Below are 13849 nucleotides of genomic sequence, written 5' to 3' on the forward strand. Positions count from 1 at the left end.
GCGGGGCCCGTCCGACGGAACCCGTCCGGCAGAGCCCGTCCGGCAGAGCCCGTCCGGCAGAGCCCGTCCGCGTCGGGAGTCAGCGGGGTGCGGCGGGCGCCGGGGCCGACTGGTGGGTGGCGTCCAGCGCGAGCGCCAGCTCCACCACGTCCCGCGGCCGGTGCAGGGACCTGCTGGTGAGCTGCTCCAGCCTGCGCAGGCGGTTGAAGACCGTGTTGCGGTGGCAGTAGAGGAGCCCGGCGGTACGGGTCGCGGACCCCTCGCAGTCGAACCAGGTCGCGAGGGTGTCGAGCAGCACCTCGCGGTCGCCGGGGTCCAGGCCGCCGAGCGGGCCGAGGACCTGGGCGCTCAGCAGCGCCGCCAGCTCCGGCTGCGCCGCGACCAGCGCGGCCGGCAGGTGGTCGTCGAGGCGGACGATCCGCCGCTCGCCCGGACGGCAGGTGCCGAGCGCGACCTCCGCGAGCCAGCGGGCGCGGCCGAGCCCGGCGAGGCCCTCGGCGACCGTGCTGACACCCGCCTCGCCCGCCACGTACGGGCGCAGCGCCTCGACCACGCCGGCCACGTCCAGGTCGCCGAGCGAGGCGACGCCGACCTCGGTGTCGGTGCGCATCCGCCACACGAACCGCGCGCCGCCGATCCGCTCGGGCCGTTCCAGCCCAGGGTCGCGGCGCGGCGGCCGCAGCACCGCCACTGCGTACCGGCCGTGCTCGGGCAGGTCGAGCGCGGCGGCCGCTGCGTTGGCGAGGCCCCCGTCCGCGCCGCGCCCCTCCAGCAGCGCGTCGAGCAGCGCCCGCACCCGCTCGGCGTTGCGGCGCAGCAGCTCCGACTCCGTCCGGCGGTACGAGTCGGCCACGACGGTGGACTGGAGCTCGATCGTGTGCCAGACCGTGCTGGCGTACCGCAGCAGGACGGCGAGGGCGTCGGGGTCGTCCTCGGACACCACGTCGATGAGCGCCTCCCACACGACCCGGCCGCCGATGCGGTAGCAGCGCAGCAGGGACTCCAGCGGCAGGCCCTGCTCGGCGCGGCGGCGGCCGATGCGGGCGGCGACCGACAGGTCGAGGCGCTCGCCGCGGGCGCGCTGGGCCATCTGCTCGATGCCCGCCTCCAGGCTGTCGCGGACCGACTCCCAGAACTCGTCGCGCGGCACGAACTCCACGTACGACGGGTCCTCGGCCAGCACGTCCGCGACGAGGCGGTCGGCGAGCTCGGGCACCTGCGAGGTCAGCCGCCCCGACGCCGACCTGGCGAGCCTCGCGGGGGCGTCCCGCGACGGCCCGCGCGCGGGGACCGGCGGGACGGCGGCGCTGGCGGCAGACGGCATGGCGGCGACCTCCGCGAGTGAGCCAGATCACTTTGTCACGAAGTGTCGGATATCCGCCAGGGGCTCGCAACCTCCGGCCGGGGAGCTGTGCCCGCACACAACCCGAATGCCGTTCGCTTGGACGCGTGCCCCGTCTTGCGCGCCGCCCGTAGACGCTGTTCGGCGTCCCGTGTTTCGGTGCCTGCCACACCACCGCCCACGGCTCTCGGAGGCGCCCATGGCGAGCGGGAATCTTGAGGTCCGGGATCTGTCGGTCAGCTACGGACGGGCCGTGCGGGCGCTGCGCGGCGTGTCGCTCGACGTGCCCGCCGGATCGGTCACGGCGGTGCTCGGCGCGAACGGCGCGGGCAAGACGAGCCTGCTGCGCGCGATCTCGGGCACGCTGCCGTTCCACCGGGGCGGCGTCGACGCGGGCGGCGTCCGGCTGGGCGGGCGGGCCCTCACGGGGCTGCGGCCCGCCGCCGTCGTCCGGACCGGGGTCGTGCAGGTGCCGGAGGGCCGCCGCGTCTTCGGCCGCCTCACCGTCGAGGAGAACCTCAAGGCCGGCGCGCTCGGCGCCCGGGGCCGCGCCGGGACGGCCGAGGCCCGCGCGCGCGTCCTCGACCTGTTCCCCGTCCTCGCCGAACGGGCGCGGCAGCGGGCCGGCCTGCTGTCGGGCGGCGAGCAGCAGATGCTCGCGATCGGCCGCGCGCTGATGGCGCGCCCGTCGGTACTGCTGCTGGACGAGCCGACGCTCGGCCTCGCGCCCCTCGTCGCCGCCCGGATCGGCGCGACGGTCGCCGAGATCAACCGGCAGGGCACCTCGGTGCTGCTGGTCGAGCAGAACGCGGCGCTCGCCCTCGAACTGGCGTCCACCGCGTACGTGCTGGAGGTCGGCGAGGTCGCGGCGCGCGGCGCGTCCGCCGACCTCGCCGCCGGGGACGAGCTGCGCCGCCGCTACCTCGGCGCCGCCGCGCCCCCGACCGAGCGCGGCGAGGACACCGGCGACGCCGCGGACGCCGCGGCCGGGCGCGGCGACCGGCCGACGCTGGCGAGGTGGACCGGATGAACGGCGCGAACAGCGTGGACGGCGCGAACGGCCTCACCGTCACCGGCCTGACCGTGCGGTTCGCGGGGCTGACCGCGCTGGACGGCGTGTCGTTCACCGTCGCGCCCGGCACCGTCCACGCGCTCATCGGCCCGAACGGCGCGGGCAAGTCGACCTGCTTCAACGTGCTGTCGGGCGTCTACCGGGCCGCGGCGGGCAGCGTCCGCTTCGGCGGCGGCGAGCTGACCGGGCTCGCCCCGCACCGGATCGCCGCGCTCGGCGTCGCCCGCACGTTCCAGAACATCGCGCTGTCGGGGCGGCAGACCGTCGAGGACAACCTGATGCTCGGGCGGCACCGGCTGACCCGCGCCGGGTTCGCCTCGGCGGGGCTGCGGCTGCCGCGCGCCCGCCGCGAGGACGCCCGGCACCGCGCGCGCGTGCGGGAGATCGCCCGGTTCGTCGGCGTGGACGAGCACCTCGGCGCGCCCGCGGGGACGCTGCCGTACGGCGCGCAGAAGCGGGTGGAGCTGGCGCGGGCGCTCGCGATGGAGCCGAGCCTGCTCCTGCTGGACGAGCCCGTCGCCGGGATGGACGGCGGCGAGCGTCGGCGGATGGCCGAGGTCGTGCTCGCCGCCCGCGCGGACCTGGACATGACGGTCCTGCTGGTCGAGCACGACATGGGCATGGTGATGCGGCTCGCCGACCGCGTCACCGTCCTGGACTTCGGGCGGCGCATCGCGGACGGCCCGCCGGGCGAGGTGCAGCGCGACCCCGCCGTCGTCCGCGCCTACCTCGGCGGCGCCGCCGCGCGCGGCACCGCCGAGAGCGACGCGCACGACGCGCACGACGCACACGACTCCGCCGAGGGCGGGAAGGGCGGGGAGCCGGGTTGAGCACGTTCGTCGAACTGGTGGTCAACGGGGTGTCGATGGGGTCGGTGTACGCGCTGATCGCCCTCGGCTTCGTGATCATCTTCAAGGCCACCGAGGTGGTCAACTTCGCGCACGCCTCGCTGCTGCTCGCCGGCGGCTACGTCACCGCGGTCCTGCACGACGACCTCGGGTTCCTCCTCGCGCTCGGCGCCGGGATCGCGGCGGCCGCCGGCGCCGGAGCGCTGGTCGAGGTGCTGGTGCTGCGCCGCGCGCGGGTCGAGAACCACGCCGTCCTCGCGATCGTGACGATCGGCGTGGACATCGTGCTCACCACCGAGCTGACCCGGCGCATCGGCACCGAGGTGCTGTCGCTCGGCGACCCGTGGCGCGACCGGATCGTCACCGTCGCGGGCGTGAGCGTCGCCGAGACGCGGATCGCGGCCCTGGTCACGGCGACCGTCCTGATCACCGCGTTCCTGCTGGCGTTCCGCCACACCTCGTGGGGCGTCGCGATGCGCGCCGCCGCCGAGGACGGCGAGACGGCCGCGCTGATGGGCGTGCGGCTGACCCGGGTGTCGCTCGGCGCGTGGGCCCTCGCGGGCGCGCTCGCGGCCGTCGCGGCGCTGTTCCTCACCGTCTTCCCGACGCCGGGCCTGGACCGCGGCACCTCGTTCGCTGCGATGAAGGCGTTCCCCGCCGCGATCCTCGGGGGCTCGACTCCACCACCGGCGCGCTCGCCGGCGGCCTGATCATCGGGCTGACCGAGTCGCTGGTCACCGGCTACCAGGGCGACCTGGCGTTCCTCGGACGCGGCATCGGGGAGGTCGCGCCGTTCCTGGTCATGCTGGCGGTGCTGCTCGTCCGGCCCGCCGGGCTGTTCGGGACGAGGGAGCTGACCCGTGTCTGACCCGTCCCCGCCACCGGACGGCGCGCCGGGCCGCGCGCCGGACCGCGCGCCCGGCCGGGCCCGTACCGGAACGCCCGGCCGCGCCGCCGCGCTCGCGCAGCCGCTCGCCGGTTTGCGGCGCCCGGCGGTCCTCGCGGGCGCCGCCGGGTTCCTCGTGCTGCTCGCGCTGCCGTTCTACCTCGGCGCGTTCTGGCTCCAGACCGGGCTGTTCGCGATGTCGGCGGCGATCGGCGCGATCGGCCTGAACCTGCTCACCGGCGCGACCGGGCAGCTCTCGATGGGGCACGCGTTCTTCCTCGCGGTCGGCGCGTACGGCTACGTGTACCTCGCCTCGGACTCCGGCCCGCACCTGGCGGGCCTCGGCCTGCCGACGCCCCTGGCGTTCCTCGGCGCGATCGTCCTCGCGGGGGCCGCGGGCGGGCTGTTCAGCCCGATCGCCGGGCGGCTGCGCGGCACCTACCTCGGCATCGCGTCGCTCGCGCTGATCTTCATCGGGCAGCACGTGCTGTTCAACGCCGGGAGCCTCACCGGCGGGTTCAACGGCCGGGACGTCCCGCCGCTGCGCCTCCCCGGTCTGGCTTTCGACGACTCCCCGGGGCTGGTGCTGTTCGACGTCCCGCTCGGCGCGCTCGAACGGCTCTGGTTCCTCGGCCTCGCGCTGCTCGTCCCCGCCGCCTGGACCGCGCGCGGCGTGCTGCGCGGGCGGCCCGGCCGCGCGCTCAACACCATCCGCGACCGCGAGGTCGCCGCCGCCGTCATGGGCGTGCCCGTGGCCCGGTACCGCGCGGGCGTGTTCGTGCTGTCCTCCATGTACGCGGGCGCGGCGGGGGCGCTGCTCGCGCTGGTGTTCCGCCGCACCGTCCCCGAGTACTTCGGCATGTTCCTGTCCCTGGACTACCTCGCCATGATCGTCATCGGCGGGCTCGGCACCGCCGCCGGCGCGGTGGCGGGCGCGGTGTTCGTCTCCGCGCTCCCGCAGCTCCTCACCCGCTACGGCGACGACCTGCCCCTCGTCGCCGCGCCCGGCTCCGGCGGCGTCTCCCCCGCCGAGGCGTCCCGCATCCTGTACGGCGCCGCCGTCGTCGCCGTGGTCCTGTTCCTTCCCGGCGGGCTGCTCGGGCTCTGGTCGCGGCTGCGCGCCGCCGCGACCCCGCGCCGCGGCCCCCGCCGGCCCGTCCCCCGGCTCGACGAAGAGGAGCAACCGGCATGACTTCCACCGGACGAACGAGACACACCCCGACCGGCCCGGCCCCGTCCTTCCCGACCGGCCCGGCCCCGTCCCGCGCCGCGCGCCGTACGGTCGCGGCGGCCGTCGCGGCGGCGATGCTCGCCGCGCTCGGCGCCGCGTGCAGCGGCAAGGCCAACGACGGCTCGGGCAGCACCGCGGGCGACGGCGTGAAGATGGGCCCCGGCGTCACCGCCGACAAGATCCGCGTCGGCATCGCCACCGACCTCACCGGCGTGTACGCGCCGCTCGGCAAGAGCCTCACGCAGGCGCAGCGGATGTACTTCGAGGAGGTCAACGCGGCGGGCGGCGTCTGCGGGCGCAGGATCGAGCCGGTCGTGCGCGACCACGGCTACGACGTGCAGCGCGCGATGGCCGCCTACAGCGAGATGCAGTCGAGCGTGGTCGGCATCGCGCAGTTCATCGGGTCGCCGATGGTGACGGCGCTGAAGGGGCGGATCACGTCCGACAAGATGTTCGTGCTCCCGAACGCGTGGGCGACGACGCTGCTCGGCAACCGCTACATCCAGGTCACCGGCACCACGTACGACATCGACATGGTCAACGCGCTGGACTTCCTCACCAAGGAGAAGGGCATCGGGAAGGGCGCCAAGATCGGGCACGTGTACTTCGAGGGCGACTACGGCGAGTCCGCGCTGAACGGCTCGAAGTACGCCGCGCGCAGGCTCGGCCTGACGCTCGTCGAGCAGAAGATCAAGGCGAGCGACAACGACATGACCGCGCAGGTGTCGGCGTTCAAGAGCGCCGGGGTGGACGCGATCCTGATGAGCGCGGGGCCGCGCCAGTCGGCGTCGCTCGCGGGCGTCGCGCGCGCGAAGGGCATGACGGTGCCGATCGTGGCGAGCAACTCGGGCTTCTCCCCGCAGCTCCTCCAGACGCCCGCCGCGCCCGCCCTGCTGAAGGACTTCTACCTGGCGAGCGCGGGCGCCCCGATCGGCGCGGACCTCGCGCCCGTCCGCAGGCTCGCCGACGCGTACGGCAGGAAGTACCCGGGGCAGCCCCGCGACAACGCCGTGGTCAACGGCTACACCAACGCGCTGATCTTCACCAGCGCCCTGAAGAAGGCGTGCCAGGCCAAGGACCTGACCAGGGAGGGCGTGATCACGGCGCACCGTTCGGGCGGGGTGTACGACGACGGCTACGGGACGCCGATGGAGTTCGGGCACTACGACCGTCCGGCCACCCGCAAGACCTACATCCTGCGCACCGACGCGAAGGCGCTCGGCGGCCTCGCGGTGCAGCGCGGGGCCGAGGAGTCGCCCGAGGCGAAGGGCTACCGGGTGCCCGCGGGCGGCTGAGCGTCGCGGGACCGTCCGGCCGGGCGGGGCCGGGCCGGGCTCAGGCGTCGGGGGTCTCGACCAGGTGGGCGGCGATGCGGTCGAGGGCCGCCAGGTCCTCCGGCGGGAGGCCGAGGACGGCCGGGGGCGGGGCGGCGAGGATGCGCTCCGCCTCCTCGGCCGTCGCGCGGCCCTCCGCCGTCAACGTGACGATCTTGGAACGGCGGTCGGCCGGGTTCGGGGTGCGCTCCACCAGGCCGCGCCGTTCCAGGGCGTCCACCACGAGCGTGGCGTACGGGCGGTCGGTGAGCAGCGCGTCGGCGAGGCCGCGCAGCGTGAGCGGCCCGTGCGCGAGCAGGCGGCGCAGCGCCTTGACCCGGAAGAAGCTCAGCCCGAGCCGCTCGGAGACCTCGCGGCGCTTGTCGGAGCGCTCGTGCAGCAGGACGCGCAGGTTGTGCCACGCCCGCTCGGCGGCCTCCCGCGACGCGGCGGACGGCACGGCGGGGGCCGGGGACGGCGGGGTGCCGGTCATGCTTTCACCGTGGTCGTCCTCGGGTCGGGATCGGGGCCGGACTGCAGCAGCGCCGCGGTGCGGGCGGCGCTGCGGGCGGCCCACCGTCCGGTGGTGACCGTCCCGAGCACCAGCACGGCCGCCGCGCACGCCGCCATAATCCAGTATGCCGGGCGGGCGGCGGAGACGAAGGAGGCGTGCGGGCCGGCGGCCAGGCCCGTCGCGAGCACCGACCCGATCACCGCGACGCCGAGCGCGTTGCCGACCTGGCGGCTGGTGGACGCGACGGCCGCGGCGGCGCCCGCCTGCGCGCGCGGCATCCCGGACACCGCGGTGTTGGTGATCGGCGCGTTCACCAGGCCGAACCCGATCCCGAACAGGACGTAGGAGGTGAACAGCAGCGCGTCGTTCGTCTCGGCCTCGAACGCGGCGAACAGCAGCATGGCCGCCAGCATCGTCACGCCCGCGAGCTGGAGCGGCAGGCGCGGCCCGCGGCTGCCGACCAGCCGCCCCGACACCGGCGCGAACACCCCGTTCATCGCCGCCATCGGCAGCAGGTAGAGCCCCGCGTGCAGCGCCGACAGGCCCCGCACGTTCTGCAAGTAGAGCGAGTTGACGTAGAGGAACCCGGCGAGCGCCGCGCACGCGCAGACCGCGATGGCGGTCGCCCCGGCGAACGGCGCGCTGCCGAAGAACCGCGGGTCGATCAGCGGCTCGGCGGTCCGGAACCCGTGCCACACGAACCCGGCGAGCGCGAGCACGGCGACGGCGGCGCAGCCGAGGACGGCCGGGGAGCCCCAGCCGAGCGAGGCGCCCTCGATGATCGCGTACGTCACGGTGCCGAGCGCGAGGATCATCAGGAGCTGCCCGGCGGGGTCCGGGCGGCGGGGCCGCTCGGCGCGCGACTCGGGCACGAACCGCGCGGTGAGCGCGAGCGCGGCCAGCCCGATCGGCAGGTTCACCCAGAAGATCGAGCGCCAGCCGACGCCGTCCACCAGCAGCCCGCCGATCACGGGCCCGGCCGACATGCTGAGCCCGATGACCGCGCCCCACGCGCCGATCGCGCGCGCCCGCTCGCGCGGCTCGGTGAAGGTGTTGGTGATGATCGACATCGCGACCGGGTTGAGCATCGACCCGCCGACCGCCTGGAGCACGCGCGCCGCGACGAGCCAGCCGAGGGACGGCGCGAGGCTGCACAGCAGCGAGCCGGTGGTGAACAGCACCAGCCCGGTCTGGAAGACCCGGCGGCGGCCGATCCGGTCGGCGGTCGATCCGGACAGGATGAGCAGGGACGCGAGGACGATGAGGTAGGCGTCGATCGTCCACTGGAGCCCCGACAGCGACGCGTGCAGGTCGCGCCGCATCGAGGGCAGCGCGACGTTCAGCACGGTGTTGTCGAGGCTGACGACCAGCAGGCTCATGCAGCAGATCCCCAGGATCAGCAGGCGGCGCCGGTGGCTGAGCTCGGGCAAGCGGTCTCCAATGGTTGTAGAACTAAAACCATTGTAAGCCTACAACTACCTTCGGGCCGCGGGCACCACCAGGGGGGTCCCGGTCTCCGGGTCCTCGATCACCCGGCACGGCAGCCGGAACACCTCCCGCACCAGCTCCGCCGTCACCACCTCGCCCGGCGCGCCCTCCGCCGCGATCCGCCCGTCCCGCAGCGCGATCAGGTGCGTGGCGTAGCGGGCCGCGTGGTTCAGGTCGTGCAGCACCGCGACCACCGTCCGGCCGCTCTCGTGCAGGTCCGCGCACAGGTCCAGGACCTCGATCTGGTGCGCGATGTCGAGGTAGGTCGTCGGCTCGTCCAGCAGCAGCAGCGGCGTCTGCTGCGCGAGCGCCATCGCGATCCACACCCGCTGCCGCTGCCCGCCCGACAGCTCGTCCACCGCCCGCTCCGCCAGGTCGGCGACGCCGGTCGCGGCCATCGACTCCGCGACGACCCGCTCGTCCTCCCTGGACCACTGGCGCAGCAGGCCCTGGTGCGGGTACCGGCCGCGCGCCACCAGGTCGGCGACCGTGATCCCCTCGGGCGCGATCGACGACTGGGGCAGCAGGCCGAGGGTGCGGGCCAGCTTCTTGGCGGGCCACGCGCCGATCCGCTCGCCGTCGAGCACGACCGTCCCCGCCGCGGGCTTGAGGATCCGCGCGAGGGCCCGCAGCAGCGTCGACTTGCCGCACGCGTTCGGCCCGACGATCACGGTGAACGACCGGTCGGGCACCGCGACGTCGAGCCCCTCCGCGATCGTCCGCTTGTCGTACGCCAGCGTCAGCCCTTCCCCGACGAGCCGCGGCGGCCGCGCACCGTTCCCCGCCGCACCGTTCCCCGCCGTGCCGTCCCCCGCCGCGCCGGGCACCGTGTCGCTGAGCGCCGTCCCGGCGGAGGCCGCCCCGTTGGCCGCCGCGCCGCCTGTCTCCGTGCCGCTGAGCGGCGGGCCGTCCGAGGGGGACGCCGTGCCACCGGAGGTGGGGTGCTGCCTGATCGTCATATCCGTCCCGTCCTGCGTTCGGTCACCAGAAGCCACACCAGATATCCGCCGCCGAGCAGCCCGGTCACCACGCCGACCGGGAGCTGGTGGCCGGGGAACGCGCGCTGCGCGACCCAGTCCGCCGCCACCATCAGCGCCGCGCCCATGCACGCCGCGGGCAGCAGGTTGGGCCCGGCGGTGCGGGTCAGCCGCCGGGCGAGCTGCGGCGCGCTCAGCGCGACGAACGCGACCGGCCCGGCCGCCGCCGCGGCGAACGAGGCCAGCAGCACCGCGGCGGCCAGCAGGATCAGCCGGACCCGCTCGATCGGCACGCCGAGCCCGTGCGCGGCGTCGTCGCCCATCTCCAGCATCCGCAGCGCCCGCCCGCAGAACACCAGCACGACCGGGCCGAGGACGGCGAGCGCGACGAGCAGCGGGCCGCTGTCGCCCCAGTCCCGCCCGTCCAGGCTGCCGGTCAGCCACAGCACCGCCCGCGCCGCGTCGGTGATCTTCGCGCGCGTGAGCAGGTAGCCGTTCACGCCGGTCAGGATGGCCGCGACGCCGACGCCGACGAGGATCAGCCGCTGCCCGTGCGCGCCGTGCCGGCCCGCCACCGCGTACACCAGCACGCCGGTCAGCAGCCCGCCGCCGACCGCGCCGCCCGCGACGGCGAGGCCCCCGCCGCCCGCCAGCACGATCCCCGCGAGCACGCCGGTGGCCGCGCCCTGGCTGAAGCCGAGCATGTCGGGGCTGCCGAGCGGGTTGCGCACCAGCGACTGGAAGATCGCCCCCGCGAGGCCGAGCGCGGCGCCGACCGCGAGGGCGGTGCCGACCCGCGGGAGGCGGATCTGGTTGACGATGAGCGAGTCGGCGGGCGCGCCGTTCCCGAGCAGGGTCCGGACGACGTCCGGCGGGCTCATCGGGAAGTCGCCGCTGCCGATCAGCAGCACGCCGAGCGCGAGCGCGAGGAGCAGGCAGCCCCCCGCGACGACGAGCGCGCGCGGCCGGAACCGCAGCGACAGCCCGCCGGGCGTGCGGATCACGCCGTACCGCGACGAGCCCGTCACGGCGCCGCCACCTCCGGCGCCGCGCCCGTGCTCGCGCGGCGCCGCGTCCCGAGCCTGCGCGGCCGCCGGACGAAGTAGAGGAACACCGGCCCGCCGAGCACGACCATCACGATCCCGACCTGGAGCTCGGACGGCCGGACGACGACGCGGCCGAGGACGTCGGCGCCGAGCATCAGCACCGGCGACAGGACCGCGCAGTACGGCAGCAGCCAGCGCAGGTCGGGTCCGGTGAGCGCGCGCACGAAGTGCGGCACCATCAGCCCGACGAACACGATCGGCCCGCACGCGGCCGTCGCGGCGCCGCACAGCAGCGTCACCGCCGCGATCGCGCCGACGCGCGTGCGCGCGGGGTTCGCCCCGAGGGCGCGCGCGGAGTCGTCGCCCATCGCGAGCGCGTTCAGCGGACGCGCGAGCAGCAGCGCCAGCACGAGCCCGGCGAGGACGAACGGCGCGACGCGTTCGATCGTGTAGGTCTGCGCGGAGGCCAGCGACCCGACCGTCCAGAACCGCATCCTGTCCAGCGACGCGGTGTCGAGGAGCTGCACGGCGTTGACGTAGGAGAACAGCGCCGCGTTCAGCGCGGACCCGGCGAGCGCGAGCCGCGCGGGGGTGGCGCCGCGCCCGCCGCCGACCGCGTACAGCAGCACCGCGACGGCCCCGGCGCCCGCGAACGCGAACCACACGAACCCGGTGAACGACCCGATCCCGAGGAACGAGATCGCCGTCACCACCACCGCCGCCGCGCCCGCGTTGATGCCGAGCAGCCCCGGGTCGGCGAGCGGGTTGCGGGTCAGCGCCTGCATCACCGCGCCCGCGAGGCCGAGCGCGGCGCCAGCGAGCAGGCCGAGCAGCGTGCGCGGCAGCCGCATCTCGTGGACGACGGTGTAGGCAGGCGACCCGGAATCGTACAGCCCGCGCCACGCGTCGCCGAGCGAGAGCGGCCGGGCCCCCACCGCGAGGCTGAGGACGAGGACGGCGAGCAGGAGCAGGACCGAAACGGCGAGACCCGCCGCGCGGACCGAGCGGCGGCTCGCGGGCGGGCGCGCGGCGGCCGCGGACGGCCGCGGCGCGGGCTCTTCCGGGGGCGCCGTCCGGGGCGGGGACTGCGCTGACGTGGCGTGGAACACCTGCGGGCTCCCGAGGGGGACGCTGGACATCTAGTTAGGTTAGGTTAACCTAAGCCCCAATTCCGGCCCGAGACGGCCATCGTATAAAGCATCACAGAACGGACCAAAATGCCGAACCATCTCTCCCGGCGCGGACTCCTCTCGGCCGGCGGGGCCGTCGCCCTCGGGGCCCTCATCAGCGCGTGCGGCGGAGGCGACGGCGGCGGCTCGTCCTCGGGCGGCGGCTGGACGTTCACCGACGACCGCGGCACCAAGGTCAGCCTGAAGGCGCGCCCGAAGAAGATCGTCGCCTACGTCGGCTCGGCCGCCGCCCTCTACGACTTCGGCGTGGACGAGCAGCTCGTCGGCGTGTTCGGCCCGACCAAGCTGAAGGACGGCCGGCCCGACCCGCAGGCCGGCGAACTGCCGGTCGACCGGCTCACGATCATCGGCAACGCCTTCGGCGAGTTCAACATCGAGAAGTACGCCTCGCTGCGGCCCGAGCTGCTCGTCGACAACATGTTCGTCGGTACGGACCTGTTCTACGTGCCCGCGGAGAGCAAGGACAAGATCTTCGGCCTGGCCAAGAGCGTCGCGATCTCCGCCGGGGCGACGCCCCTCGACAAGCCCGTCGAACGCTACGCGCAGCTCGCCGCGTCCCTCGGCGCCGACCTGAACGCCCCCAAGGTCACCGCCGCCAAGGCCCGCTACCAGAAGGCCGCCGAGGCCGTCCGCGCCGCCGCGAAGGCGAACGGCGGCCTGAAGGTGCTCGCCGCGTCCGCGAGCCCCGACCTGTTCTACGCCTCCAACCCCGCCAAGAACACCGACCTCATCTACTTCAGGCAGCTCGGCGTCGACCTCATCACCCCGGACAAGCTCAACCAGCAGGGCTACTTCGAGGAGCTGAGCTGGGAGAACGCCGACAAGTACAAGGCCGACCTCATCATGCTCGACAGCCGCACCCAGGCCCTCCAGCCGAAGGACCTCGGCGGCAAGCCGTCCTGGAAGGACCTGCCCGCCGTGAAGGCCGGCCAGGTCATCCCGTGGCAGGCCGAGCCCCGCTTCTCGTACGCCGGATGCGCCCCGATCCTCGAAGCCCTCGCCAAGGCCGTCCAGTCGGCGAAGAAGACGGCCTGACCCTTCCGTTCCGCCCAAGGAGGCGTCCATGACGACCGCGGCCCCCCAGCGCCGTACCTCTTCTTCGACCTGCACGTCCTGCGGACCGCGCGGCTCGGGCCGTCCATGCTCCGCGTCACGTTCGGCGGCGCGTGCCTCGACGGCACGTGCCTGGACGGCGCGTTCGTCTCCGGCGGGCGCGACCAGCGGATCAAGCTGTTCTTCCCGCACCCGCACCAGGACGCGCCGCACCTCCCCTCCCGGTCGCCCGACACCTGGTGGGCCGACTGGCGGAACGCCGACCCGGCCGAACGCGCCGTGATGCGCACCTACACCGTCCGCGCGCAGCGCCACGGCGAACTCGACATCGACTTCGTCATGCACGGCGACGGCCCGGGCGGCGCCCCCACCGGCGCGGCGGCGGCCTGGGCGGCGGCGGCCCGGCCCGGCGACCGCCTCACCGTGCTCGGCCCGACCCGCCCCGACAACGGCGGCTGGGAGTTCGCCCCGCCGCCCGGCGCCGACTGGGTGCTGATCGCCGGGGACGGGTCCGCGCTGCCCGCCGTCGCCGCCATCCTCGAATCGCTCCCCGCCGCCACCCCGGCCCGCGTCTGGATCGAGGTCCCGCACGCCGCCGACCGCCAGGACCTCCCGTCCGCGCCCGGACGCGAGATCACCTGGCTCGTCCGCGACGACGGCGGCGACCTGCTCCGCGCGGTCCGTTCCGCCGACCTCCCGGACGGCGCGCCCTACGCGTGGATCGCGGGCGAGGCCGGAACGGTCCGCGGCCTGCGCCGCCACCTCGTCAACGAGCGCGGCGTCGACCGCGCGTCGGTGACGTTCATGGGCTACTGGCGCCGCGGCTCCGCCGAGGAGGACCTGCTCAAGGAGGTCCTCGCCGGCAAGTCCCCCCACACCGAGGAGTAGG

The 13849-nt window shown here is 75.2% G+C and carries 13 protein-coding genes; 7 read left to right on the plus strand and 6 right to left on the minus strand.

The genetic code is table 11. The features are described from left to right. Nucleotides 1-79 precede the first annotated feature (79 nt). Complete coding sequence (locus GEV43_RS02430) at nucleotides 80-1324, minus strand: CdaR family transcriptional regulator (protein ID WP_160819294.1); 1245 nt, start codon at nucleotides 1322-1324, stop codon at nucleotides 80-82. Between the two features lie 217 nt (nucleotides 1325-1541). Between GEV43_RS02430 and GEV43_RS02435 the strand changes: the two genes are divergently transcribed. The 5 genes from GEV43_RS02435 (at nucleotide 1542) to GEV43_RS02455 (ending at nucleotide 6674) form a co-directional block, all read left to right on the plus strand. Then, nucleotides 1542-2372 carry an ABC transporter ATP-binding protein gene (locus GEV43_RS02435; protein WP_160819295.1) on the plus strand — a complete coding sequence of 277 codons (831 nt, stop codon included), beginning with the start codon at nucleotides 1542-1544 and terminating at the stop codon, nucleotides 2370-2372. Beyond that, nucleotides 2369-3244 carry an ABC transporter ATP-binding protein gene (locus GEV43_RS02440; protein WP_160819296.1) on the plus strand — a complete coding sequence of 292 codons (876 nt, stop codon included), beginning with the start codon at nucleotides 2369-2371 and terminating at the stop codon, nucleotides 3242-3244. The genes GEV43_RS02435 and GEV43_RS02440 overlap by 4 nt, the downstream gene beginning before the upstream one ends. Further along, the gene (locus GEV43_RS02445) at nucleotides 3241-3972 is read left to right on the plus strand and encodes a branched-chain amino acid ABC transporter permease (RefSeq protein WP_241682749.1); all 732 of its coding nucleotides are present in this window, start codon (nucleotides 3241-3243) and stop codon (nucleotides 3970-3972) included. The genes GEV43_RS02440 and GEV43_RS02445 overlap by 4 nt, the downstream gene beginning before the upstream one ends. Nucleotides 3973-4122: 150 nt before the next feature. Beyond that, a complete protein-coding gene (locus tag GEV43_RS02450) occupies nucleotides 4123-5340 on the plus strand; it encodes a branched-chain amino acid ABC transporter permease (protein ID WP_164717165.1) in 1218 nt (405 codons plus the stop codon). Further along, complete coding sequence (locus tag GEV43_RS02455; protein WP_164717166.1) at nucleotides 5337-6674, plus strand: ABC transporter substrate-binding protein; 1338 nt, start codon at nucleotides 5337-5339, stop codon at nucleotides 6672-6674. The genes GEV43_RS02450 and GEV43_RS02455 overlap by 4 nt, the downstream gene beginning before the upstream one ends. A gap of 40 nt (nucleotides 6675-6714) precedes the next feature. Here the strand turns inward: GEV43_RS02455 and GEV43_RS02460 are convergent, their stop codons facing one another. Genes GEV43_RS02460 through GEV43_RS02480 form a run of 5 tightly spaced genes read right to left on the minus strand, consistent with a single transcriptional unit; the run spans nucleotide 6715 to nucleotide 11856 of the window. Then, nucleotides 6715-7185, minus strand: coding sequence for a MarR family winged helix-turn-helix transcriptional regulator (locus GEV43_RS02460; protein ID WP_160819297.1), 471 nt, complete (start codon nucleotides 7183-7185; stop codon nucleotides 6715-6717). Then, nucleotides 7182-8636, minus strand: coding sequence for an MFS transporter (locus tag GEV43_RS02465; protein ID WP_160819298.1), 1455 nt, complete (start codon nucleotides 8634-8636; stop codon nucleotides 7182-7184). Before GEV43_RS02465 ends, GEV43_RS02460 begins: the two co-directional genes overlap by 4 nt. Before the next feature lie 45 nt (nucleotides 8637-8681). Next, nucleotides 8682-9653 (minus strand): ABC transporter ATP-binding protein, encoded by a 972-nt coding sequence (locus tag GEV43_RS02470; protein WP_241682750.1) that lies wholly within the window; start codon nucleotides 9651-9653, stop codon nucleotides 8682-8684. After that, nucleotides 9650-10699, minus strand: a complete 1050-nt coding sequence (locus tag GEV43_RS02475) for an iron chelate uptake ABC transporter family permease subunit (RefSeq protein WP_164717167.1) — start codon at nucleotides 10697-10699, stop codon at nucleotides 9650-9652. The genes GEV43_RS02470 and GEV43_RS02475 overlap by 4 nt, the downstream gene beginning before the upstream one ends. Further along, the gene (locus GEV43_RS02480) at nucleotides 10696-11856 is read right to left on the minus strand and encodes an iron ABC transporter permease (RefSeq protein ID WP_160819299.1); all 1161 of its coding nucleotides are present in this window, start codon (nucleotides 11854-11856) and stop codon (nucleotides 10696-10698) included. Before GEV43_RS02480 ends, GEV43_RS02475 begins: the two co-directional genes overlap by 4 nt. A 78-nt stretch (nucleotides 11857-11934) precedes the next feature. Between GEV43_RS02480 and GEV43_RS02485 the strand changes: the two genes are divergently transcribed. Continuing rightward, a complete protein-coding gene (locus tag GEV43_RS02485) occupies nucleotides 11935-12942 on the plus strand; it encodes an ABC transporter substrate-binding protein (protein WP_160819300.1) in 1008 nt (335 codons plus the stop codon). Nucleotides 12943-13020: 78 nt separating this feature from the next. Next, entirely contained in the window at nucleotides 13021-13848 is an 828-nt protein-coding gene (locus tag GEV43_RS02490; RefSeq protein ID WP_302931143.1) for a siderophore-interacting protein, read from the plus strand. Nucleotide 13849: the final 1 nt, after the last annotated feature.

It is taken from the genome of Actinomadura sp. J1-007 (assembly GCF_009793335.1).
GTDB lineage: Bacteria > Actinomycetota > Actinomycetes > Streptosporangiales > Streptosporangiaceae > Spirillospora > Spirillospora yumaensis.

Coding starts and splice junctions, on each gene's coding strand:
- GEV43_RS02430 (WP_160819294.1), bottom strand. CDS start 1,324: ATGCCGTCTGCCGCCAGCGCCGCCGTCCCGCCGGTCCCCGCGCGCGGG.
- GEV43_RS02435 (WP_160819295.1), top strand. CDS start 1,542: ATGGCGAGCGGGAATCTTGAGGTCCGGGATCTGTCGGTCAGCTACGGA.
- GEV43_RS02440 (WP_160819296.1), top strand. CDS start 2,369: ATGAACGGCGCGAACAGCGTGGACGGCGCGAACGGCCTCACCGTCACC.
- GEV43_RS02455 (WP_164717166.1), top strand. CDS start 5,337: ATGACTTCCACCGGACGAACGAGACACACCCCGACCGGCCCGGCCCCG.
- GEV43_RS02460 (WP_160819297.1), bottom strand. CDS start 7,185: ATGACCGGCACCCCGCCGTCCCCGGCCCCCGCCGTGCCGTCCGCCGCG.
- GEV43_RS02470 (WP_241682750.1), bottom strand. CDS start 9,653: ATGACGATCAGGCAGCACCCCACCTCCGGTGGCACGGCGTCCCCCTCG.
- GEV43_RS02480 (WP_160819299.1), bottom strand. CDS start 11,856: ATGTCCAGCGTCCCCCTCGGGAGCCCGCAGGTGTTCCACGCCACGTCA.
- GEV43_RS02485 (WP_160819300.1), top strand. CDS start 11,935: ATGCCGAACCATCTCTCCCGGCGCGGACTCCTCTCGGCCGGCGGGGCC.